25 protein-coding genes and 1 pseudogene are annotated in these 21,078 nt (G+C 70.2%); 16 read left to right on the top strand and 10 right to left on the bottom strand.

Annotated features, from left to right (window positions below):
- The first annotated feature begins 80 nt into the window (after nt 1–80).
- The 8 genes from paaA (at nt 81) to paaI (ending at nt 6,344) form a co-directional block, all read left to right on the top strand.
- Nucleotides 81–1,055: a 1,2-phenylacetyl-CoA epoxidase subunit PaaA gene (gene paaA / locus CLV67_RS15305; RefSeq protein WP_106318761.1), complete on the top strand. Its 975-nt coding sequence runs from the start codon at nt 81–83 to the stop codon at nt 1,053–1,055.
- Nucleotides 1,052–1,336, top strand: coding sequence for a 1,2-phenylacetyl-CoA epoxidase subunit PaaB (gene paaB, locus CLV67_RS15300; RefSeq protein WP_106318760.1), 285 nt, complete (start codon nt 1,052–1,054; stop codon nt 1,334–1,336). The genes paaA and paaB overlap by 4 nt, the downstream gene beginning before the upstream one ends.
- A 157-nt stretch (nt 1,337–1,493) precedes the next feature.
- Nucleotides 1,494–2,240, top strand: a complete 747-nt coding sequence (gene paaC / locus CLV67_RS15295; protein ID WP_239166200.1) for a 1,2-phenylacetyl-CoA epoxidase subunit PaaC — start codon at nt 1,494–1,496, stop codon at nt 2,238–2,240.
- On the top strand, nt 2,234–2,734 hold the full coding sequence (paaD, locus tag CLV67_RS15290) for a 1,2-phenylacetyl-CoA epoxidase subunit PaaD (RefSeq protein WP_106318756.1): 501 nt from the start codon (nt 2,234–2,236) through the stop codon (nt 2,732–2,734). Before paaC ends, paaD begins: the two co-directional genes overlap by 7 nt.
- Nucleotides 2,734–3,807: a 1,2-phenylacetyl-CoA epoxidase subunit PaaE gene (gene paaE / locus CLV67_RS15285; protein ID WP_106318754.1), complete on the top strand. Its 1,074-nt coding sequence runs from the start codon at nt 2,734–2,736 to the stop codon at nt 3,805–3,807. The genes paaD and paaE overlap by 1 nt, the downstream gene beginning before the upstream one ends.
- A 61-nt stretch (nt 3,808–3,868) precedes the next feature.
- Complete coding sequence (locus tag CLV67_RS15280) at nt 3,869–5,047, top strand: thiolase family protein (protein ID WP_106318752.1); 1,179 nt, start codon at nt 3,869–3,871, stop codon at nt 5,045–5,047.
- 32 nt (nt 5,048–5,079) lie between these two features.
- Nucleotides 5,080–5,907 carry a 3-hydroxyacyl-CoA dehydrogenase family protein gene (locus CLV67_RS15275; protein WP_275414890.1) on the top strand — a complete coding sequence of 276 codons (828 nt, stop codon included), beginning with the start codon at nt 5,080–5,082 and terminating at the stop codon, nt 5,905–5,907.
- Nucleotides 5,908–5,939: 32 nt separating this feature from the next.
- A complete protein-coding gene (gene paaI / locus CLV67_RS15270) occupies nt 5,940–6,344 on the top strand; it encodes a hydroxyphenylacetyl-CoA thioesterase PaaI (RefSeq protein WP_106319107.1) in 405 nt (134 codons plus the stop codon).
- A 188-nt stretch (nt 6,345–6,532) separates the two neighbouring features.
- Here the strand turns inward: paaI and CLV67_RS15265 are convergent, their stop codons facing one another.
- Entirely contained in the window at nt 6,533–7,717 is a 1,185-nt protein-coding gene (locus CLV67_RS15265) for an SDR family NAD(P)-dependent oxidoreductase (RefSeq protein ID WP_106318748.1), read from the bottom strand.
- A gap of 58 nt (nt 7,718–7,775) precedes the next feature.
- Between CLV67_RS15265 and CLV67_RS15260 the strand changes: the two genes are divergently transcribed.
- From CLV67_RS15260 to CLV67_RS15250, 3 genes are all read left to right on the top strand, one after another.
- Nucleotides 7,776–8,432: a TetR/AcrR family transcriptional regulator gene (locus tag CLV67_RS15260; RefSeq protein ID WP_203736990.1), complete on the top strand. Its 657-nt coding sequence runs from the start codon at nt 7,776–7,778 to the stop codon at nt 8,430–8,432.
- A gap of 426 nt (nt 8,433–8,858) precedes the next feature.
- Complete coding sequence (locus CLV67_RS15255; protein ID WP_106318746.1) at nt 8,859–9,473, top strand: dihydrofolate reductase family protein; 615 nt, start codon at nt 8,859–8,861, stop codon at nt 9,471–9,473.
- Between the two features lie 8 nt (nt 9,474–9,481).
- Complete coding sequence (locus tag CLV67_RS15250) at nt 9,482–10,285, top strand: hypothetical protein (protein ID WP_106318745.1); 804 nt, start codon at nt 9,482–9,484, stop codon at nt 10,283–10,285.
- 19 nt (nt 10,286–10,304) lie between these two features.
- Here the strand turns inward: CLV67_RS15250 and CLV67_RS15245 are convergent, their stop codons facing one another.
- The 5 genes from CLV67_RS15245 to CLV67_RS15225 form a co-directional block, all read right to left on the bottom strand.
- Nucleotides 10,305–10,661, bottom strand: a complete 357-nt coding sequence (locus CLV67_RS15245; RefSeq protein ID WP_106318743.1) for a nitroreductase/quinone reductase family protein — start codon at nt 10,659–10,661, stop codon at nt 10,305–10,307.
- Nucleotides 10,662–10,702: 41 nt separating this feature from the next.
- Nucleotides 10,703–11,422, bottom strand: coding sequence for a hypothetical protein (locus CLV67_RS15240; protein WP_146169152.1), 720 nt, complete (start codon nt 11,420–11,422; stop codon nt 10,703–10,705).
- Nucleotides 11,423–11,621: 199 nt separating this feature from the next.
- Entirely contained in the window at nt 11,622–11,882 is a 261-nt protein-coding gene (locus CLV67_RS15235) for a hypothetical protein (RefSeq protein ID WP_146169150.1), read from the bottom strand.
- A 50-nt stretch (nt 11,883–11,932) separates the two neighbouring features.
- Nucleotides 11,933–12,124 carry a hypothetical protein gene (locus CLV67_RS15230; protein ID WP_106318737.1) on the bottom strand — a complete coding sequence of 64 codons (192 nt, stop codon included), beginning with the start codon at nt 12,122–12,124 and terminating at the stop codon, nt 11,933–11,935.
- A 240-nt stretch (nt 12,125–12,364) separates the two neighbouring features.
- Nucleotides 12,365–13,312, bottom strand: coding sequence for a helix-turn-helix transcriptional regulator (locus CLV67_RS15225; RefSeq protein WP_106318735.1), 948 nt, complete (start codon nt 13,310–13,312; stop codon nt 12,365–12,367).
- A 63-nt stretch (nt 13,313–13,375) separates the two neighbouring features.
- Between CLV67_RS15225 and CLV67_RS15220 the strand changes: the two genes are divergently transcribed.
- A complete protein-coding gene (locus tag CLV67_RS15220) occupies nt 13,376–14,308 on the top strand; it encodes an alpha/beta fold hydrolase (RefSeq protein ID WP_239166202.1) in 933 nt (310 codons plus the stop codon).
- A gap of 10 nt (nt 14,309–14,318) precedes the next feature.
- Nucleotides 14,319–15,317, top strand: coding sequence for a DUF6461 domain-containing protein (locus CLV67_RS15215; protein WP_203736995.1), 999 nt, complete (start codon nt 14,319–14,321; stop codon nt 15,315–15,317).
- Here CLV67_RS15215 and CLV67_RS15210 read toward each other — a convergent pair.
- Both CLV67_RS15210 and CLV67_RS15205 read right to left on the bottom strand, forming a co-directional pair.
- Complete coding sequence (locus CLV67_RS15210; protein WP_106318731.1) at nt 15,302–15,925, bottom strand: TetR/AcrR family transcriptional regulator; 624 nt, start codon at nt 15,923–15,925, stop codon at nt 15,302–15,304. The genes CLV67_RS15215 and CLV67_RS15210 overlap by 16 nt on opposite strands.
- 33 nt (nt 15,926–15,958) lie before the next feature.
- Nucleotides 15,959–17,638 carry a cellulose binding domain-containing protein gene (locus CLV67_RS15205; RefSeq protein ID WP_239166203.1) on the bottom strand — a complete coding sequence of 560 codons (1,680 nt, stop codon included), beginning with the start codon at nt 17,636–17,638 and terminating at the stop codon, nt 15,959–15,961.
- 160 nt (nt 17,639–17,798) lie between these two features.
- Here CLV67_RS15205 and CLV67_RS15200 point away from each other — a divergent pair, with 160 nt between their 5' ends.
- A complete protein-coding gene (locus CLV67_RS15200) occupies nt 17,799–18,143 on the top strand; it encodes an ArsR/SmtB family transcription factor (RefSeq protein ID WP_106318726.1) in 345 nt (114 codons plus the stop codon).
- A pseudogene (locus tag CLV67_RS54565) lies at nt 18,140–18,434 on the top strand (SRPBCC family protein); the annotation flags it as partial. The gene CLV67_RS15200 and the pseudogene CLV67_RS54565, both read left to right, overlap by 4 nt.
- Before the next feature lie 170 nt (nt 18,435–18,604).
- Here CLV67_RS54565 and CLV67_RS15190 read toward each other — a convergent pair.
- A complete protein-coding gene (locus CLV67_RS15190) occupies nt 18,605–19,651 on the bottom strand; it encodes an MBL fold metallo-hydrolase (RefSeq protein WP_106318724.1) in 1,047 nt (348 codons plus the stop codon).
- A 140-nt stretch (nt 19,652–19,791) separates the two neighbouring features.
- Here CLV67_RS15190 and CLV67_RS15185 point away from each other — a divergent pair, with 140 nt between their 5' ends.
- The gene (locus tag CLV67_RS15185) at nt 19,792–20,382 is read left to right on the top strand and encodes a TetR/AcrR family transcriptional regulator (protein ID WP_106318723.1); all 591 of its coding nucleotides are present in this window, start codon (nt 19,792–19,794) and stop codon (nt 20,380–20,382) included.
- On the opposite strand, the gene CLV67_RS15180 is transcribed toward CLV67_RS15185, so the two are convergent.
- The gene (locus CLV67_RS15180; RefSeq protein ID WP_106318721.1) at nt 20,370–21,056 is read right to left on the bottom strand and encodes a winged helix-turn-helix transcriptional regulator; all 687 of its coding nucleotides are present in this window, start codon (nt 21,054–21,056) and stop codon (nt 20,370–20,372) included. The two genes, CLV67_RS15185 and CLV67_RS15180, sit on opposite strands and share 13 nt — an antisense overlap.
- Between the last annotated feature and the right edge of the window lie 22 nt (nt 21,057–21,078).

Raw genomic sequence — 21,078 nt, 5'->3', positions numbered from 1 at the left:
GGTTGCGCAGAGCGGCAACCTCGTGTCACCGTATTACAGACCGATCGTTAAGTAAATTGTCGGAGTGTTCGGGGAGCCCCATGACGACGACGCCGGTAGAGCCGCCGGAAGCAGCGCTGCAGGCCGCCTTCGACGCGACCGTGGCGCACCACGACCGCATCGAGCCCCGCGACTGGATGCCGGAGGGCTACCGCAAGACGCTGATCCGGCAGATCGCCCAGCACGCGCACTCCGAGATCATCGGCATGCAGCCCGAGGGCAACTGGATCAGCCGGGCACCGTCGCTGCGGCGCAAGGCGATCCTGCTCGCCAAGGTGCAGGACGAGGCCGGTCACGGGCTCTACCTCTACTCCGCCGCCGAGACGCTCGGCGTCTCCCGGGACGAACTGGTCGAACTCCTGCTCAGCGGCCGGCAGAAGTACTCCTCCATCTTCAACTACCCGACGCTGTCGTACGCCGATGTCGGCACCATCGGCTGGCTGGTCGACGGCGCCGCGATCTGCAACCAGGTGCCGCTCTGCCGGACGTCGTACGGCCCGTACGGCCGGGCGATGATCCGGATCTGCAAGGAGGAGTCGTTCCATCAGCGGCAGGGCTTCGAGCTGCTGATGACGATGATGCGCGGCACCGGCGAGCAGCGTGCCATGGTGCAGGAGTCGGTCGACCGGTTCTGGTGGCCGTCGCTGATGATGTTCGGCCCGCCCGACGACAAATCGCCCAACAGCGAGCAGTCGATGGCGTGGGGCATCAAGCGCAACTCCAACGACGAACTGCGCCAGAAGTTCGTCGACATGACCGTGCCGCAGGCGAAGGCGCTCGGCGTCACCCTGCCCGACCCGGAGCTGCGCTGGAACGAAGAGCGTGGTCACCACGACTTCGGGCAGCCCGACTGGGCCGAGCTGACCGCCGTGATCCGGGGCAACGGGCCCTGCAACGCCCAGCGGATGGCACACCGGCGCAAAGCACACGAGGACGGCGCATGGGTACGCGAAGCCGCCAGCGCTTTCGCTGCCCGTAACGAAGCCGCCCGTACCGCAGCAAAGGGGTTGAAGTGAAGCGTGACTGGCCGCTCTACGAGGTCTTCATCCGCGGCAAGCGCGGCCTGAACCACGTGCACGTCGGTTCGCTGCACGCGCCCGACGACGCGTTCGCCGTGGCTCACGCCCGGGATGTGTACACCCGCCGCAACGAGGGCGTGAGCATCTGGGTGGTGCGGGCCGACGCGATCACCGCGTCCAGCCCCGACGAGAAGGACCCGCTCTTCGCGCCGAGCGGTGACAAGGTCTACCGGCACCCCACGTTCTACGAGATCCCCGCCGACGTCCCGCACATGTGAGAAGGCTTCGATGAACGATGAGAGCGTCTACGACGGCCTGCTCGGCGGCGACTCCTCGCAGTGGGCGTTCGGCACCGACTTCGAGGACCCGCTCGCCGGCGTCGACACGACGGTCCCGGCCGGGATCGACGCCACCGAGCTGGCCGTCTACTGCCTGATGCTCGGCGACGACACGCTCGTGCTGTCCCAGCGCCTGTCCGAGTGGTGCAGCCGCGCGCCCGAGCTCGAGGAGGACATCGCGCTGGCCAACTTCGCGCTCGACCTGCTCGGGCAGGCCCGGCTGCTGCTGGCCCGCGCCGCGGCCGCCGACCCGTCGATCGTGCCGCCGCTGCCGGAGGGCTCGCCGGTGCCGGCCGAGGACGCGCTCGCCTACTTCCGGGAGGCCGGGCAGTTCCGCAACGTGCGGATGGCCGAGGTGCCCAACGGCGACTTCGCGCACGTCGTAGTCCGATTGCTGCTGTTCTCCATCGCTCGGCTCGCGGTCCTGCAGCGGCTGCGCGGCAGCGCCGACGCCGTGCTCGCCGCCGTCGCCGCCAAGGGTGTCAAGGAGCTGGCCTACCACCGGGACTGGGCCGGGCGCTGGTTCGTCACCCTCGCCCTGGGCACCGACGAGTCCCGGCGCCGGTTGCTGACCGCGCTGGAGCAGCTCTGGCCCCTGCATGACGAACTGTTCACCGCCCACCCGATCGAGAAGTCGCTCGCCGCGGCCGTCGACCCGGGTGAGGTCCGTGCCGAGGCCGACGCCGTCCTCGACCAGGTTCTGGCCGTGGCCGAGGTGGAACGGCCGGAGCCGATCGGCACCCGTGGGCGTACCGGCCGCGACGGGCTGCACACCGAGGCGCTGAGCCTGATGCTCGCCGAGATGCAGGTCGTCGCCCGCGCGCACCCGATGGGCCTGTGGTGACCGTTCTCGAGCGGGCCGCCGCCGTCGCCGCCGAGGTGCGCGACCCCGAGATGCCGATGCTGACCCTGGCCGACCTCGGTGTGCTGCGTGACGTGCGGGTCGAGGGCGACGTGGTGGTCGCGTCGATCACGCCCACCTACAGCGGGTGCCCGGCGATGGCGACCATGCGTGACGACCTGGTCCACCGGCTCACCGACGCCGGTTTCGCACGGGTCGAGGTACGGGTCGTGCTCGAACCGGCCTGGTCCAGCGACTGGATCACCGAGCACGGGCGGGCCGCGCTGCGCGACGCGGGACTCTCGCCGCCCGGCCCGGCGCCGACCGTCGGCGGGCCGATCCCGCTGCTCCTCGGGCCGACCCGGCGGGTTCTGACTTGCCCGCTGTGCGGCTCGGACCGTACCGAGAGGGTGTCGGAGTTCGGCTCGACCGCGTGCAAGGCCCTCTATCGCTGTACGGACTGTCGCGAACCGTTCGACCACGTCAAGGAGATCTGATGTCCGTCGCAGTCCGGCCCCGGACCGCCTTCCACCCCCTGCGGGTCACGGCGGTCGAGCGTCTGTGCGACGACGCGGTCGCGGTGGCCTTCGCGGTCCCGGAGGAGCTACGCGAGGCCTATGCCTTCCGGGCCGGGCAATCGCTCACCCTGCGCCGGATGATCGACGGCGGGGAGGAGCGGCGCTCGTACTCGATCTGCGCGCCGGTCGGCGAGGCGCCGAGGATCGGGGTGCGCGAGATACCGGGCGGGCTCTTCTCGTCCTGGCTGGTTCACGACGTGAAACCGGGAACCGTCATCGAGGTGCAGACGCCGACCGGCGCGTGGGACGCCGACCCCGACGGTGGTGAACGGCATCTGTGCATCGCGGCCGGTTCGGGAATCACCCCGCTGCTGTCGATCGCCGGGACCGTGCTGACCCACCCCGACTCGCATGTCTCCCTGCTCTACGGCAACAGGGCCAGCAACACCGTCATGTTCGCCGAGGAGATCGGCGACCTGAAGAACCGCTATCGCCATCGCCTGCAGGTGTCGCATGTGCTGTCGCGTGAGCCTCGGGACGTCGAGCTGTTCTCGGGGCGGCTCGACCGCGACCGGCTGGCCAGGCTGCTGACCGAGGTGATCCCGGCCGAGACCTACGACCACGTCTGGCTCTGCGGGCCGCTGGCGATGATCGAGGACGCGCGTGCGGTGCTGGCCGAACTGGGTGTTCCCGCCGAACGCGTGCACGTCGAGCTGTTCTACGTCGATGCCCCGCCGCCCCAGCCGCGGCGAGCCGGTGTGGAGATCTCCGGTGCCACCACCGCGCTGACCACCGTCCTCGACGGGCGGAAGGCCACCACGACCGTCTCGCAGGAGACCACGATCCTCGACGGCGCCCAGGCCGGGCGTGCCGACCTGCCGTTCGCCTGCAAGGGCGGGGTGTGCGGGACCTGCCGGGCACTCGTGCGTGACGGTGAGGCCGACATGCGGCGCAACTATGCCCTCGAACCCTCCGAGGTCGCGGCCGGATTCGTGCTGACCTGCCAGACATTCCCCGTCAGCGATACGGTCACCGTGGATTTCGACGCCTGATCGCGCGCTTCACCCGTACCGCATCCGCCTGTTCTTGATCTTGATCGCCGGGGGTAATCCGATGTCCGAAGCCTTCGTCCTGTCCGGCGCCCGGACGCCGATCGGCCGCTACGGAGGGGCACTCGCCCACGTGCGCCCGGACGATCTCGCGGCACTCGTCGTCGGCGAGGCCGTCACCCGCGCCGGCGTCGACCCGGGCGCCATCGACGAGGTGATCTTCGGCGCCGCCAACCAGGCCGGCGAGGACAACCGCAACGTCGCCCGGATGGCCGTGCTGCTCGCGGGCCTGCCCGACACCATCCCCGGCTTCACCGTCAACCGGCTCTGCGCCTCCGGCCTCACCTCGGTCGCGACCGCCCGCGCCCTGATCGCCGCCGGTGACGCCGACGTGATCGTCGCCGGGGGAGTGGAGTCGATGACCCGCGCCCCGTGGGTGACCGAGAAGCCGTCCAAGGCGTTCGCCAAGCCCGGGGCCAGCTTCGACACCTCGATCGGCTGGCGCTTCACCAACCCCCGCTTCGACGACGCGATCACCTGCACGATGCCGCAGACCGCCGAGATCGTCGCCGAACGCTGGGAACTCACCCGTGACGAGCTGGACGCCTTCGCGCTGCGCTCCCACGAGCGCGCCGTCGCCGCGATCAAGGACGGACGGTTCGCCGACGAGATCGTCGCCGTGCCGGTCCGCGGCGGAACCTTCGACACCGACGAGGGACCGCGCGCGGACACCAGCATGGAACGGCTCGCCCGGCTGCGCGGTGTGCACGGCGACCGGGGCCTGATCACCGCCGGCAACTCGTCGTCGCTCAACGACGGCGCGGCCGCGGTGGTCGTGGTGAGCGAACGGTTCCTGGCCCGGACCGGGCTGCAGCCGCGCGCCCGGCTCGTCGCCGCCGCGAACGCCGGCGTCACTCCGGAGATCATGGGCATCGGCCCGGTCCCGGCGACCCGCAAGGTCCTCGACCGGACCGGCTGGAGCGTCGGTGACCTGGACGCCGTCGAGCTCAACGAGGCGTTCGCGTCGCAGTCGCTGGCCTGCGTGCGCGACCTCGGCCTCGACCCTTCGCTGGTCAACGCCGACGGCGGGGCCATCGCTCTCGGGCACCCGCTCGGCGCCTCCGGAACCCGTATTCTCGTGACCCTGCTCGGCCGTCTCGAACGCTGCGGTGGGCGCCGAGGGCTCGCCACCATGTGCGTGGGTGTCGGTCAGGGCACAGCGCTGTTGGTGGAGCGCCCGTGACCTCCCCTTCTTCTGACACGGCCTCCTCCGCCGTGGCCTCTTCGGGGTCGGCCGTCCTCCCCGCTGCCGTCGGGGTCTTCGGCGGTGGCCGGATGGGTGCCGGGATCGCGCACGCGTTTCTCGCCGCCGGTAGCGACGTGACCGTCATCGAGACCAGTTCGGAGACCGTCGAGGCGGCCCGGTCCCGGATCCGGCGCATCCTCGACCGCGCCGGTACGACCCGCGAGTTCACGGTCACGACGGACCCGTCCGCGCTGACCGGGTGCGGTCTCGTGGTCGAGGCAGTGCCCGAGGACGCCGCCCTCAAGGCGCGGGTGCTGGCCACCGTCGCGGCCCACGCCGCCGACGCGGTGCTGGCCACCAACACCAGCAGCCTGTCCATCGACTCGCTGGCCGCCGGGCTGGCTGATCCGAGCCGCCTCCTGGGGCTGCACTTCTTCAACCCGGTACCGGTCAGCGCCCTCGTCGAGATCGTCGTCGGTGCCAGGACCAGCCCCGAACTCGTCGCCGAGGCCCGCGCCTGGGTCGAGACGCTCGGCAAGACCCCGATCACGGTGCACGACACGCCGGGCTTCGCCAGCAGTCGGCTCGGCGTACACCTGGCCCTCGAGGCGATGCGGATGCTCGAGGAGGGGGTGGCGAGCGCGGCCGACATCGACACCGCGATGACCCTCGGCTACCGGCATCCGACCGGCCCGCTGCGCACCACCGACCTGGTCGGGCTGGACGTGCGGCTCGCGATCGCCGAACACCTCGCCCGCGAACTCGGGCCCCGCTTCGAACCGCCGGCCATCCTGCGTGAACTGGTCGCCGCCGGACATCTGGGCCGCAAGACCGGACAGGGCTTCTTCACGTGGTGAACGTCGACGTGGCTCGTGACAGTGCCGCCGTCATGCTGGCCGGGGACGCCGCCAGCCGGTCGCTCGGCATCGCCCTCGAACACGTCGGGCCCGGAACCGCCGAGGTGTCGATGACCGTCCGGCCGGACATGACGAACGGCTGGGATCTCTGCCACGGCGGCCTGATCGCGGCCCTCGCCGATACGGCGTTCGCGGTCGCCTGCAACTCGTACGGCGAGGTCACGGTCGCGGCCGGCTTCGACATCACGTTCCTGGAGCCGGCGCGTTCCGGCGACCGGCTGCGGGCACAGGCCGTCGAGCGGGCCCGGCGCGGGCGGTCCGGCCTCTACGACGTCACCGTCGTCAGGATCGCCGACCAGGGCGACGAGGTGGTCATCGCCGAGTTCCGCGGCCGTAGCCGCTCCCTTGGCCGCCCGATAGCCGAACAGCGCCCCTGAACCCGCCGCGTACGGGTTGGCCGTCAAGACACCCGGAGCGGGAGCGCACAGCCATTGCGGGTGCACAGCAATGCCGACCGATCAACAGCGGGCAGGCGGCGCCTCGGTATCGAGTCCGGTCCGGCCGTTACAGCCGTGACCCTTGTTCATGCCGGGGCAGACCTCAGGCCGACCTGGCCGGTGACGAATCAGACGGGGTCGATCGCGAGGTCGGTGACCTGGTCGTCCTTGATGCCGAACACGAACGCGAAGGACAGGGGCCCTCCGGGGAAATCACCGTCCCCGGAGGCCACCAGCCGGTCGCCCGCGAACGAGGTCGGCGTGAGCAGGATCTTGGGGTTGATCAGGTGCACCTGGATCCACTCGCGGATCTCGGCCTCGCCGGCGTAGGTCGTCCCGTCATCGCGCACGGTCGCCCCGTCACCGAAGACCGCGGCCAGCGCGTTCGCGTCATGCGCGTTGGTGGCCGCGATGAAGTTCTCGACAGCCAGGGGAAGAGTGATGCGGTCCATTCCGGCACTCCGGTCTTCTGGGGTGCAGGCTGAGAAGTCCGCACCGCGTGAGAGCTTCTCGTTCGCGCGCAGCTCCGCGAGTGCGGTCTCGTGCATCGCGACAACGACGTCGTAACCGGAGTTGCCGAGCACGATCCGTTGCGGCGGAACGGGTGCGTTCATCGCGCTGATCACGGCCCGCACCCCGCGTTCAGGGTCACCCGCCTGCTTGCCGTCGTTGGCGGCGAACGCCGCCTTGACGCCCTCGACCATCGGCACGTAGGCGGCGACGGTCTCGTTGACGGGCTCGTTCTGGAAGCCGGCGAAGGCCTTGGTGCGGAACGCTCCCGGCTCCACGACGAGCACGCGCACACCGAACGGTTCGACCTCCTGGCGCAGTGTCTCCGACAGTCCTTCGAGCGCGAACTTCGCCGCCGTGTAGTAGCCGAACCCCTGCGCGCCGACGAGGCCCGCCACCGACGACATGTTCACGATCCAGCCGTCGCCGCGCGCCCGCATACCTGGCAGGACCGCGCGCATCACCTCGACCACGGCGAACAGGTTGAGGTCGAATGTGCGGTGGATCGTCTCGTCAGGGGCGCCCTCGACCGAGCCGAACCAGCCACGGCCCGCGTTGTTGACGAGCACGTCGATCCCGCCGAATCGTTCCTCCGCCGTCTTGACCGCCGCCCGCACCTGGTCGGCATCGGTGACGTCGAGCTGGAGAACCAGCACACGATTGCCGTGCGGTTCAGCCCAGTTCCGCAGTTCGGAGGGCCGACGCGCTGTCACGACCACCTGATCGCCCTGTTCCAGGGCCGCCTCGGCATACGCGAGGCCGAACCCTCCGGGCGTTCCACCAGTGATGAACCAAGTCCTCATGGGCTTCACCTTTCGCTATAGAGGGCAATGTAGCGCTATGTGGGCTACTGTAGCAAGCATGCAGAACACGCGGGATCGACTCCTGCTCGCCGCAGCGGAGTTGCTGGAGGGTGGCGGCACGGTGTCCACGAGGGCCGTGTGCGAACGCGCCGGGGTGCAGGCCCCCACGCTGTACCACCACTTCGGCAGCAAGCAGGGCCTGATCGACGCCGTGGTGAACCACGGCTTCACCCAGTACACGGCGGTCGAGAGCTCCGGCGATCCGCTGCGTGACCTGCGCGAGGGCTGGGACAGGCACGTACGGTTCGGGCTGGAGCACCCGTCGTTCTACGGGCTGCTGTACGGCCGGGTCGAGCCGGGAAAGCCCTGCGCCGTCACCGCTCCCGCACACGCCGCCTTGCGCGAGCGGTTCACCGGCGCCGCCGCCCAGGGCCTGCTCAAGGTGCCTGCTGCTGAAGCCGCCGAACAGGTGCTCGCCGCCAACGTCGGTATCACGCTCACCTTGATCAGCCAGCCGGAGCCGGACTTCGGGCTGTCCGGGCGCGTCCGTGAGGCAGCACTGGCCGGAGTCCTGCACACGCCCTCCACCGATGCCCCCGCGACCCGTGCGAGCGCCGCACTGACGTTGCGTGCGCTGGTCGGCGACGATCCGGGCGGCCTCACCCCTGGGGAACGCGCGCTGCTCGACGAACTGCTGGACCGCCTGGCCCGCTAGACACCTTTCGCACTCGGGGTTCCCGGCCCGTCAGTCGCGTCCGTCTGAGCCGTGATGGCGCCCGGTCGGCTGATGGCCCGGCGTTACCGTCGTGGGCTCCGGGATATCGCTGCCTCCGGCCCTGTAAAGGGTTCGCCGCCCACGGCCGGGCGATCAGGCGGCCCGGGACAGGACTGTCCCCACCAGCCTCCACCAGATCCTGACCGTAAAAGGTGTCCAGTGCTTGCGGTGTTCCTCCGAAGGGCTGCGGACCTGCGCGCCCGGTGACCGGCTCGAGGCCGGCGCCCGCTTCCGCAGCTGGCCGTGCTGGTACCTGCCGACGAAAGTCCCGGCGGTTGACCTGCCGATACTCACGCGCTGACATGCCGCGGGCGATCCGGAGCCCGAGGAGCGATGAGTCAGCGCGGTGAGTCCGGTCTACCGTGCATGACGCGAATCATCGCTGACATCTCCATGTCCCTCGACGGCTTCGTCACCGGGCCCGAGCCCGGTCCTCGCAACGGCTTGGGCACGGGTGGCGAGGCCCTGCACACCTGGGCGTTCTCCACCGACCCGGAGGACCGCCGGATCCTGCGCGAGGCGACCGCCCGCTCGGGCGCCGTCGTCCTTGGCCGCCGGCTCTTCGATGTGGTCGACGGCCCGCAGGGTTGGAGCGAGGAGACCGGCTACGGCGCCGGCGAGGCCGGAAGGCCGGCCTTCGTCGTCGTGACGAGCGCGCCGCCGGAGTCGGTTCGGCTCACCGACCTCGACTGGACGTTCGTCACCACCGGTGTTCCCGACGCCGTCGCCGTCGCGCGTGCGCACGCGGAGGCAGCGTCGTCGGAGCGTGGTGAGGATCTCGACGTGGTCCTCATGGGCGGTGGTGCCGTGATCCGCGCGGCGCTCGACGCCGGAGTGGTCGACACGCTCTCGCTGCACCTCGCGCCCGTGACGCTGGGTGCCGGTACGCCACTGTTCACCAGGGGAGTACCACGCACGCTGGTACAACGCACCGTTACTTCGACATCGACGGCAACACACCTGATCTACGACGTGTGCTGAACTGAGGCATGCTGTTGCGTCCCGCGGAACTGGCGGCGATCCGTGCCGGTGATGTCGATCTGGCGTTCCGCCGGTGGGAGCGGCCTCGTCTCAGGGTCGGCACCCGGATGCGTACCGCGGTCGGCCTGGTGGAGATCACGTCCGTCGACCGTGTGCCGGTGAGTTCGCTGACCGCCGCGGAAGCCCGCCGCGCCGGCGCGGTGTCACTCGCCGCGCTGCGGCGGGGGCTGGACCGTGTGCACCCCGACCGGCCGGTGTATCGGATCGGGCTGCGGTACGCGGACGTCGACCCGCGGCACGCGCTGCGCGAGGCGGTGCCCGACGCCGCGGAGATCGACACGATCGCCGCGTGGCTCGACCGGCTCGACCGGGCCTCGCCGACCGGTCCCTGGACCCGGGAGACCCTCCTTCTGATCGACGAACTGCCGGCGACCCGCGCGCCTGACCTGGCCCAGCGGATGGGACGCGACACCGCGGCGTTCAAGCAGAACGTCCGCAAGCTGAAGGAGCGCGGTCTGACCGAATCGCTCGACATCGGCTACCGCCTCTCGGCACGCGGCGGCGCCGTCCTGGACCACGAGGGACATCCCCGGCCGTCCGTGGACCGGCCGGGGCCGGAGCCGGGCACCCCGCTGCCGCACCTCGGCGCCGGCGCGACCCGCACGCTCACCGCGCACGGCCTGCTCCGCCTGGAGCAGGTCGCCCGCCTGACCGAGAGCGAGGTGCGAGCGCTGCACGGCGTCGGGCCCTACGCCCTCGACCGTCTGCGAGCGGCAATGGACGCGGCCGGTCTGTCCTTCCGGGTGGTCTGATCCCACGGCCGCCGCATCGTCAGTCGAACTCGATCTCGACCAGGGGGCTTCCGTCCAGCCAGCTCTCCAGGCTTCCGGCCCAGTCCAGGGCCGGGACTATCTCGCCCAGCACCCGGGCCCGCTCGTCGGGATCGGTGACCGCGCGTCCCCGTACCTCAAGATCAAGATTTTTCAGATGGAGGGTGAACCGTGGGTTCGCCACCACGTTGGCGTACCAGTCGCGCGAACCGGGACTGCCCGTCAGCCAGTAGCGTCCGGCCGCCCGGTACCGCCACGTCTCGATGCGCCGCGGCTGCCCGCTGCGGCGGCCGGTCGTGGTGATGTCCACGGTTCGCTGCAGGTCCAGGGCCTGCCGGGCTTCGTCGGTAACCGTCATCGATCCATGCTGCGACCTCAAGCGGGCTTCAGGTCAAGCGTTCAGGCGCCGGCTGATCCCGTCTCGGGCGGCAGCGCGAAGACGTCCCCGGGGTGCAGGCAGTCCCGCCGAGGGAGGGGTGACAGCGGCCAGGGTTCGTCCGGCACGACCTGAGCACGTGCGCCGCCCACCGCGAGCCCGTCGGCCTCATGCGCCCGGAGCCGCTCGCCGACGGCGTCGCCGAACACCCCGGCGTGCTCCAGCAGGACGAACACCACGTCGGCGGCGCACGAGACCCACTCCGAGGCCTCGTCGGCGCTCATGCCCGGATTCTGATCCCGATAGATGCGGCGGGCGATGGCGAGGAGCCGCTCGGCGTCGGTGACCGTGAAGTCGTACCGCAACCGCACCGACAGGTTCATGCCGTCGGCGAGAGACTCGTCGCCGACGATCTCGCCCTTCGCCATTCCGCCACGATAGCCAACCGGCGGCCGGCAGGAGACCCAGGAACACCGCCCCATTCCGCGGGCGCCGACGATCCGGATGCCGATGTCGTTGCCCGGCAGCATGGAGGACGCTGCGGCGAGGACCACGGCGGACAGCGAGACCGAAGACCAGAACAACAACGGCCTGGGCGTACGGGCGGGAGCAGTCCCGTGCCAGGCGGCCAGCAGCCGTCGCCTGCCGATGTGGACGATGACGGCCGTGGTGACCGCGACGCCGACGATCTCCGACAGCAGGCGCACGATCCGCCACCAGGGCACCCGCGAAAGCCGTCGCATGCATGGCCGCCGGACGGGACGAGGTGCTCAGGAACAGCATGTGCGGGTGGGTGACGGCATCCCGCACCTGATGGGTCAGGGCCCCGGCACCGCCGAGTACGCCGTCACCAGCGGCGGATGCCGCGCGGCCGTGCCGCCCTGGTGACGGCACGGCCTCGTGGCCGCCTGCGGAACGTCACCGCCGCAGGCCGGCCACGACCTAGACGGTCTGTGCGATGGACCTGACGACGGCGGCCCACCTCGAGTGCGGGCGGCCGCCCCTGCCCGGTCTGTTGCTCAGCGCCGCGCGGGCCGTTTCGGCGTCGTAGAGCGGTGTCCGTTCGTCCAGGTGGGCGACGGGTTCGAGCCCGACGCGCCGGACCGCGGTCCGCGCGGAGCCGGGGTCGAGGCCGAACTCCGCACTGAGCTGGCGGGTGGTGAGCGCCGTCCGGCCGTCCACTGTGATCGCGATAGATGGCATGATGACACGCTAGCGTGTCGAATCAACCCCGCCCGGACCGTCGCCACACTTCAGTCGACTCCGAAGATCGCCTTCACGATGTTGACGAGAAGCTCGAACAACGAAACGGCCGTCCTTTTGACGGCCTCGGCCATCCCTTCCGGATTGGCGATCGTGAGCACTACGAGGAGCAGGACGGTCAAAAGGGAGGGGAGTCCGGCGTTGCCAGGGCCAGGAAAGATCTTGATTCTGAAGTCGCCCATTGCCCGACACCTTTCTGTGGGCACTTCCCGCAACTCACAGGGCACACGCACGGGCTTCACGTGTGCTCCCGACGTCGCCGCCAACGACGGTGAAGTTACGCAGTGCTGGTCCGTGGACCCCTGCCGTCGGCGATCTTCAAAGCAGCCACGGAATTCCGCTGCGGCCCTTGCCGGCCGGATTCCACGCCTGAGCGGACTTGCGCCCCGAGCGTGAAAGCCCGTCAGCGGTTGCCGCCGATCTCATCCGTATCGTTCGAGGAGTGCTCTGCCGATCGCGGCCATCCGGTCTCGAACCCCGGACGGGCCGGTGACCTCGAGCCATTCGACGAGGCCGGCGAGTTCTCCTGCGAGCGCGTACTCGTTGTAGCCGCGGATCGCGACCTCGATGCGGCCGTCGGGCCTGGAGCCTCCCACCTCGAGCCGGCTGCCGAGGATCATCCGGAGCCTGCTCAGCCCGTCGGGCGCGCACACCGCCTGGATCGAGAGTGGTGTCCGTCTGCGGTCGACCTCGTCGGCGATCTCGCGCCAGCTCCCGGCGAGGTCGAAGTCGCCGGGCCGGTGCACGGGATCGCCGGTCGCCTCGACCGACGACACGCGGTCGATCCGGAAGGTCCGCCGGCCGGTCTCGGTGTGGGCGACGAGGTACCACGCGGGGCCCTTGGCGACGATGCCCAGCGGGTGGACGGTTCTCCGGGTTTCGGCGCCCTTGCTGTCGATGTAGCCGAGCCGCACCTGGACGCCGTGGATCACCGCGTCCTGGAGTTCGTCGAGGAAGCGCGGCGACCGGCGCTCGACCTGATCCGATCCCCACCGCTGCGGGTCCATGACCAGCGACGACGCCGCCGCTTGGGCCTGCCTCCGGAAGGGCTCCGGCAGGGCCTGGACGAGTTTGCGCAGAGCCGCTTTCACGGCCGGGGTCGCGGCCGAGGCCGGGCCGGCGACCAGGAAGAGGGCGCGGGCCTCACCCGCGGTCAAACCCGAGAGGTCGGTACGGGCGCCGCCGACCAGACGCCAGCCGCCGCCCCGTCCCTGCACGGAGTACAGGGGCACTCCGGCCATCGCCAGGGCGTCGAGGTCGCGACGGGCGGTGCGTTCGGAGATCTCCAGCTCCCGGGCGACGTCTGCCGCCGTCACGTGTTCGCGCTGTTGCAGCAGAAACAGGATGGCCATCAGTCGGTCGGCTCGCACCCCGGCAACGTTTCCAGGTAAACCGGTCAGGGGATGACCGGTTTCGGTCGGCAGCATGGCGCCATGACCTCACATTTCCCCGAGCCCACCATGATTGCGGTCAACGGTGTGGAACTCGAAGTGTTCGAAGCCGGCCGGGAGAACGCGGGAAGGCCGATCGTGCTCTGTCACGGCTGGCCCGAGCACGCCTTCTCCTGGCGCCACCAGATTCCCGCCCTCGTCGCGGCGGGATATCACGTCATCGTTCCGAACCAGCGGGGTTACGGCAATTCGTCGCGTCCGGCCGAAGTGACCGACTACGACATCGAGAAGCTTTCGGGCGACCTCGTCGGGCTTCTCGATCACTACGGGTACGAGGATGCCACCTTCGTCGGTCATGACTGGGGCGCGTTCGTCGTCTGGGGACTCACCCTGCTGCATCCGAAGCGGGTGAACCGGGTGATCAACCTCAGCCTGCCCTATCAGGAGCGGGGGGAGAGGCCGTGGATCGAGGTCATGGAGGAGTTCCTCGGCGGCGACTTCTACTTCGTCCACTTCAACCGGCAGCCGGGCGTCGCGGACGCCGTGTTCGACGAGAACACCGACCGGTTCCTGCGCAACCTGTACCGGAAGAACCTGCCGCCCGCCGAGCCTGGGCCGGGCATGGCGATGATCGATCTGGCCAGGGCCGGGACGCCGCTCGGTGAGCCGGTGATGAGCGACGACGAACTGGCCGTCCTCGTCGCCGCATTCGAGTCGTCCGGGTTCACGGGCGGTGTCAACTGGTATCGCAACCTCGACCGCAACTGGCACCTGCTGGTGGACGTGGAGCCGGTCATCAACCAGCCCACCCTCATGATCTACGGCGAGCGGGACACGATCGCGAAGTCACCGAACCTTGCGGAGTTCGTACCGAATGTGGAGGTCGTTGATCTTGATTGTGGTCATTGGATCCAGGAGGAGATGCCGGAGGAGACGAACCGGGCGATCCTGAAGTGGCTCGGCGACACCGCCTAACATCGGACGGATGACCGGTTGGGACGGTGTGCCCCTGTGGGGTGGCGGCGGCGAGGCTCAGGCGCGGGCGTGCCTGACGGCGGGGGCCGACCCCTGCCTGCTGGTACACGGGTACACGACACCGCTGCACGCCGGTGCGGAGCACTGGTCTCCGGAGCTGATGCGGGCGATGGCCGCGGCCGCCGGTGACGTGGACGTTCTCGTCGGCGGCCGGTCGCCGCTGTGGGTGGCGGTCGATTCCGGGCGGTACGACAACGCGCGCGTGCTGGTGGCGGCCGGTGCGGACCCGTGGCGGCCGATGATGGCCGGCTGGTCACCGGGCCGGCTGAGTCTGGCCGGCCCGGAACCCGGACTGTTCGGTGCCGTCCCGCCGGGTGTGGAGCTGACCGCGGAGGAACGGGCGGCCGCGGAGCTGGCCGCCGATCTGGCCGTGACGCTGCGGGTCGAGTACTACGACGGGACCGGACTGCTCGCGGTGGCCGGGATCGACGCGGCCGAGGCGATCCGCCGGCTCGGCGGCACCGCGATGAGCGAGGACGAGCTGCTCGCGCACTACGACGTCGAGGTCGATGAGGACTGGGAGCCGGGCGTCGACGAGGACGACTGGAAGTGGTTGTTCGACGTGGACGACCTGTTGCTCGTCGGCCTCACCGACGTGGAGGGCGGCTGCGTGGTCACGCAGCCGTGGGGTTACCAGCCGCAGACGCCGGTGGTGGGCCGGCTGCTGTCGGCGGGGACGGCCGCCTACGGCCTCTACGCCAACCCGAAGAGCGGCAACCAGGGCAGCGTCTACCGCGACGGCAAGGTGATCAAGTGGGATCTGCATCCGGGCGGCGAGGCCTGGGACTCCGACGGCGGCGAGCTGGTGCTGCTCAGTCACCTGTACCGGCATCGGGCGCCGGCCTTCGCGTGCGGGTTCGCGGGTCTGCGCCCGGCCGACGCGCGATGCATCACCGGGCCGGCCGACCAGTGGGTGCTGCTGCCCGACCGGAATTACTGGGAGCGCTGAGGCCGCCGGGACAGTCCGTCGAAGGCGATCGAGGTGACGGCGTCGGCGACCGTGACCGGGTCGTTGGCACCCGACGGGCGGTACCACTCGACGAGCGAGTTCACCATGCCGAACAGCAGCCGGCTGACCAGGTCGGGGGACAGGTCGTCGCGCAGGGCGCCCTCGGCGATCGCGGCCCGGACCAGGCCGGCGAGCTGGTCGTCGAGCCAGCGGCGGCGCTTGAGGGCCTCCACCTCGACGGGCGTGTTGCCGCGGACGCGCAGCAGCAGGGTGACGGCGGGCTGGTGGGCGGCGAGCACCTCGACGGAGCGGCGCACCACGCCGCGCAGACGTTCGTACGCGCTGGTGCCGTCGGTGTCGCTGACGGCCGCGGAGACGACCATGGTGAGTTCGTCGAGCGCGTCGTCCATGGCCAGCCGGAGCAGGTCCTCCTTGCTGGCGAAGTGGTGGTAGATGGCCGACTTCGTGACGCCGAGCTCAGCGGCCAGGTCGCCGATGCTCGTGGCGTCGTAGCCCTTGCGGTTGAACAGCCCCACCGCGGTCGAGAGGACGGCCGCCTGGTCGTGGCCGGGTCGTCCGCGTCCGCGGCGGGGCTGGGGTGATGTCACCGCGCAAGGGTCTCACGCGGCGGAGGGGCACTGTCAGTGGGTCAGCACGACCGTCGAGATGCTGCGGGCCGGCACGTTCACCGTGACCTGACCGCCGTTGACGCTGGCGGTCTGGCTGGCCGCGTTCGCGTTGATCGAGGTCACGTAGTGCTCGGCCCGGCTGACGTTCTGCGGGGCCTGGACGACGGCGTTGTTCACGGCGCTGTTCGACCGGTTGAGGATGACCAGGGTGGTCTTGCCGCCGCCCTGGTACGCGGTGATCTCCAGCGGTGACGCCTTGGTGCTCTTGGCCAGGGCGACGCGCTGGTATCCGGGGCGCACGTACTTGGAGTACTGGGAGAAGGCGTAGCCGCGCTTGAGCGGTGCTCCGGCCGTGGTGCCGAAGGCGGACTCGCCGTCACCGATGAACGAGTAGTACCGCTTGCCGTACCACCAGATGTAGGCGCTCCAGTTCGATTCCATCGACTTGTGGACCGTACGCATGATGTCGTCGAGGGTTTCGTTCCAGACGGTCTGGTTGGCCGGGTTTCCCCAGATGTTGGAGCCGCTGCCGTCGGCCTCGTGCAGGTTCCACTCGGTCATCCACACCGGCTTGCCGTTCTGGTCGGCCAGCGGGTAGTTCTTGAGCCGGCCGGAGTCCTCGGTGCCGTAGAGGTGGCCGCCGATGTAGCCGATGTTGTTGCGGGCGGTCGCGTCGTTGAGGGTCGGGTCGGTGTAGCCGTAGTTGAGGTTCACGGCCTCGGCGACCATCAGTTTCGTGTTCTGTACCTTGGCGCCCTGGTCTCGGACGAAGTTGCGCAGCTCGGTGCCGCTCCAGTCCATCGAGTCGTAGTCGGGGTGCCAGTCGGGTTCGTTCTGCACGGAGGTGACGTCGACGGTCACTCCCTGGCCGCGCATGTACTGGACGTAGTTGTTGAGGTGACCGGCGTAGTCGTCGTAGTAGTCGGTCTTGAGCTTGCCGCCGTTGACGCGGCTGTTGTTGGTCTTCCAGGCGGCCGGTGCGGTCCAGGGCGAGGCGAGGATCTTGACGCCGGAGCCGTACGACTTGGCGGTCTTCAAGGCGTTGACCTGTGTCGGCCATTCGCCGGAGACGGGCGAGATCCCGGTACGCACGATCGACAGCCCCAGCTGGTTGCTGCCGAGCCCGACCAGCGTCTGCGTCTCCGCGGTCGACCAGGCGCTGCCCCAGATCGAGACCGCCGCGCCGAAGCCGTCGATCGGCTGGTACTTGGTGGCTGTGTTCACGGTGATGTCCGGCGTAGCGCCAGGACCAGTGCTCGGCGACGACGAAGGCGGTGATGACGGCGGTGTCGTGCCGCCGGTGCAGGCCACTCCGTTGACCGCGAAGCTCGTGGGGGACGGGTTGCTGCCGGTCCAGGCGCCGGTGAACCCGAACGACACGGTGCCGTTGGTCGCCACCGCGCCGTTGTAGGCGACGTTGCGGGCGCTGACCGCCGCGCCGCTCTGGGTCACGGTCGCGTTCCAGGCTTGGCCGGCGGTCTGCCCGGCGCCGTACGACCAGGTCAGGTTCCAGCTGGTCAACGGGTCGCCGAGGTTGGTGACGGTGACGTCGGCGTTGAAGCCGCTCTGCCATTGCGACGAGACGGCGTACTTGACCGCGCAGCCCGCGGCCTCGGCGCCGGCCGGTAACGCGACGGCCGCCGCCGTGGCGGCGAGCAGCGCGACGCCAGCGCCGATCAGGGGTTTTCGCACGAGGATTTCTCCTGTCGGGGATGAGAACAGGGGGAGCCTCGAGGCTACGGGAGCGCTCCCATATCGCTCAATGCCGACTATCCGGACCGTCGCGGCGTAACGGTTTTCAGGAGCTTTGCCAACGTTGAACTTTTCGGTTCAGTGTTCTACGGTGAACCACATGGTTCAGCAAGCTGTCCTGGATCGGGTGTTCGCCGCACTGGCCGACCCCACCCGCCGTGGAGTCCTCATCCGGCTCGGCGAGGGCCCCGCCACCGTCGGTGAGCTCACCGAGCCCGCCGGGATGACCCTGACCGGAATGAAGAAGCACGTCCAGGTCCTCGAGGACGCCGGTCTCGTCGTCACCGAGAAGGTCGGCCGGACCCGGCAGTGCCGCCTCAGCGCCGCCCCGCTGGACGACGCGATGGCGTGGATCAGCTTCTACCAGCGGCTCTGGGGTCGTCGCCTGGACGGACTCGACGCCTACTTCCCCCTGCGCACCGACTCGAAGGGAACCGGCGAATGACGCTGGAGATGCGGATGGCGCGGCAGCTGCCGGCCACGCCGGGGGAGGTCTTCGACGCCTGCACCGACGCCGAGAAGCAGAAGATCTGGTTCACGATCCTCGACGAGACGCCGGGGATCGTGGAGATCGACGTGGACCTGCGCGTCGGCGGCCGGCAGACGGCCGTGTGGGGGCCCCGACGTGCTGTTCCGGGAGACCCAGACGTTCCTGGAGATCGACCGGCCGCACCGGCTCGTCACCGAGTCGGTCGGCGTCAGCCCGGACGGCCAGTCGATGACGACCCGGATCGAGGCCTTCCTGACCCGCCGATCGTCGGCGCCGGCCGATGCGTAAGGCCGCGCTCGTCGTCGTGCCCGCCCTCGCCCGGCGCGCGGCTCAGCCGGTACCCCGGGTGGGCTGACCCGCTGCCGGGCGTGTCCGTGCTTCGGGTGCTCCCGGTCGGACAGTGCGACCTGAATCACTCAGGCGATGTGCTGCCACCAGGCGTCGATCTCCGGCGGGCTGTCCACATCGACCCGCTGGCCGGGGCGCGGGATGGCCAGCCGGACGTCGCGCGCCTTGGCCTCGCGCCAGGTGCGGTCGGCGGGCTCGGCCCAGTGGTGCGGGGCCAGGTCGAAGGTGGCCCAGTGCACGGGGATCATCAGGCCGCCGTGGACGTCGACGTGGGTGGCGACGCCGTCCTCGGGCACCATGTGGATGTCGGCCCAGTCGTTGCCGTACGCCCCGATCTGCACCAGCGTGGCGTCGAACGGGCCGTGCTCCGCGCCGATCTCGGCGAAGCCGGGGAAGTAGCCGGTGTCGCCGGAGTAGAAGACGCGGCGGGTCGGGCCCTTGATCACCCAGCTGGCCCAGAGCGTCTCGTCACGGCTGAACCCGCGACCGGAGAAGTGCCGGGCCGGGGTGGCGACCAGTTCGAGACCGGCGACCCGGGTCGACTCGTTCCAGTCGAGCTCGGTGATGCGGGACTCCGGCACGCCCCAGCGCTCCAGGTGGGCACCGACGCCGAGCGGCACGACGAACATCGTGGTCTGCAGGTCGGCAAGGGTCTGGATGGTCGGCATGTCGAGGTGGTCGTAGTGGTCGTGTGAGATCACGACAGCGTCCAGCGGCGGCAGGTCACGCAGTCCGACCGGCGGCCGGTGCAGGCGGCGCGGGCCGGCCAGCGGGGTCGGTGAGCAGCGGTCGCTCCACACCGGGTCGAGCATGACCCGGTGGCCCTCGATCTCGATCAGGGCGGTCGAGTGGCCATACCACGTGATGTGCAGGCCCTGCGCGTCGCCGGAAGCGGGCTCGGCGAGCGGGACGGGCCGGTGCGGGCGGCGTGCCTGGCCGCCGGTCAGTGCGGCGGCGGCGACCCGCGGGACGGCCGACAGCGAGATACCGGTGCTGGTGGGCACGTTGTTGCGGAACCGCCCGTCGGAGAACTGGGGCGAGGCCTCGACGCGGGCGCGGCGGGCGCCGGTGGCCTTCCCGCCGATCTGTGCGGCGATGTTGAACCGGTTGTCCATGGCTGCGCGACTCCTTCTGTCGGGTCGTTCATCGGCTGCGTCGGCGGGACCTTGAAGCCTGACTCGAATGTAAGCGGTGATAACAATGTAGCCAACGCCCACAATGTGTTTGTCGCCTACATCACCGGTACGATGACGTCATGAGAGCTCGGCCTTACCACCACGGAGATCTCCGCGCCGCCCTGCTGTCGCTGGCCGAGCAGACCCTGCGCGAGCGGGGTCCCGCCGAGCTGTCGCTGCGGGAGCTGGCCCGTGAGGCGGGGGTCAGCCCGGCCGCGCCGAGCCGCCACTTCAAGACCAAACAGGCGCTGCTCGACGCGCTGGCGCTGGAGGGCTTCCAGCGCCTCACCACGGCGCTCGACGCGAGCCTCGAGCGTGCCGGTGAGGCGTTCGGTGATCGGCTGTCCGGCCTCGCGCGGACCTACCTCGACTTCGCCATCACCAACACCGCACTTCTCGATCTGATGTACGGGCGCAAGCACGATCCCGACGCGACGGCGGAGCTCGTGGCCGCCACCCACCGGCTGAAGAATCTGGCCACGGATCTGATCGAGTCCGGGCAGCGCGGCGGGCAGGTCCGGCCCGGGCCGGTCGAGCGTCAGGCCGTACCGCTGATGGTGGCCCTTCAGGGTTTGACCGCTCTTGCCCTGACCGGCGGTTTCACGCAGGAGCAGCTCGATCAGGGCGTCGACGAGACCATCGCGTTCATCCTGCGTGGTTACGCGCCCTGACCGCCGTCCAGCCGGGTCGCGTCGAGCAGGACACGGACCGCGGCGGTGTCGCCGATGACCGTGATCCCGGCGTCCTCGAGCGGGGCGCCGCCGATGACGAGCGCCTTCCAGGCCGCGGTGGTGGCCTCGACCCGGGCGTCGACGTGGTCCGGAAGTGGCCGCTTCGTGATGGTGGTCCCGGCCGGGCCGGCGGTCGCCAGATAGGCGACCGGCTCGTTCCCGGCCGTGCGTGCGTCGGTCAGCCGCAACGCCACGACGCGGGAGGGGCCGTCGCCCGGCACCGCCCGCGCGTGTGAGCGCATGGCCAGCACGAGCGTGTCGGGGCTCATGTCGGCTTCGAGCGGAAGCCGCGGCGATCGCACCGCCCACCGGGACAGGGCCGCGTTGACCTCCTCGAGGTCGCGTCCCCAGTCGGTGAGGTCGTAGACGGTGACGTCGGCGGGCCGGGGCAGCGCCCGCCGCACGACGACGCCCGACTCCTCGAGTTCCTGCAGCCGCCGCGAGAGTGCCCCGGGGCCGATGCCGGGAATGTCGTGCTGCAGGTCGATGAACCGTTTCGGACCCAGCAGCAGCTCGCGCACGACGATCAGGGCCCACCGATCGCCGATGAGGTCCAGCGCGTGCGCCGAGGCGCAGCCGTCGTTGTACGAGCCGTACGTCCTTCGTGTCGCCACCCGGCCAGCGTAGCTACTTGTG

The organism is Actinoplanes italicus (genome assembly GCF_003001815.1).
GTDB lineage: Bacteria > Actinomycetota > Actinomycetes > Mycobacteriales > Micromonosporaceae > Actinoplanes > Actinoplanes italicus.
The sequence above is the reverse complement of the archived record's forward strand: the minus strand, read 5'-3'. Positions and strand labels throughout refer to the sequence as shown.